Origin of the sequence: Vibrio sp. 10N.222.52.B7 (genome assembly GCF_041474275.1) — a bacterium.
GTDB lineage: Bacteria > Pseudomonadota > Gammaproteobacteria > Enterobacterales > Vibrionaceae > Vibrio > Vibrio crassostreae_C.
This window is the reverse complement of record NZ_JBFRTU010000149.1, coordinates 3,054-3,790: the sequence shown is the minus strand read 5'-3', so window position 1 is coordinate 3,790 and position 737 is coordinate 3,054. Positions and strand designations below refer to the sequence as shown.

2 protein-coding genes are annotated in these 737 nt (G+C 38.7%); one reads left to right on the top strand and one right to left on the bottom strand.

Annotation, left to right across the window (positions count from 1 at the left end; all coding sequences use genetic code 11):
- Positions 1–179, bottom strand: a 179-nt coding sequence (locus AB4512_RS21880) for a toprim domain-containing protein (RefSeq protein WP_372175653.1), incomplete at its 3' end; no start/stop codon positions are given.
- A 439-nt stretch (positions 180–618) separates the two neighbouring features.
- Between AB4512_RS21880 and AB4512_RS21875 the strand changes: the two genes are divergently transcribed.
- Positions 619–737 (top strand): DUF2498 family protein (locus AB4512_RS21875; RefSeq protein ID WP_372175652.1); only part of this gene is annotated, 119 nt, incomplete at its 3' end.

The following is a 737-nucleotide window of genomic DNA, read 5'->3' as shown; positions in this document are numbered from 1 at the left end:
TCTTCTGGGCTCATACCCTTGGTTGAAACTGCAGCAGCCTTTTGACCAGTACTTTGACCTGCCGTTGGTAAATCACGTACGTGACCTACACTCGACTTAACGACAAAGTCTTTGCCAAGATATTTATTGATAGTTTTAGCCTTGGCTGGCGACTCCACTATAACGAGCGATTTACCCATATTGACTCTAACGTCCTTAATCACGATGCTTCAGCACCAACAATTTAGCTTGTGGGCTTTTACGCATGATATTCTAAATTCATTGCTTCTTTTTTTACTATTGTGCGAGATTACTAGAAGATCAACCGCTTTTTTCAAAATTGGATCTGATCGCTCGACAATTCGACGACTCATAGATAAAAGGGTCACAATATAAAGAAGCTATAAAGTACTCACTAAGAATACTTGCAAGAGCCTATTCATCAGGCATTACGTCTAAACGGGCTCATACTAAGCTTGTCCGCGAATCTAACGCGAGCCCCATTCAATTATTTTTGCCGTAAATCACAAAATAAATTGTGGATGTTTGAAAAGACTCTCTTAATCGGTTGTGAAATCATTGAATTTCTAGTTCGACACCATAAACTCAACGTTATATTCAGTTATCAGAGATAAACTCATGACAAAGAAAGTAATAGCAGAATTTGATTTACTGCTTATCGCAAACCAAATTATCCAATCACATGATGACTACATTGAAGGCATGCGCGCAAACAGCGTAGTAGAAAAAGACGATGT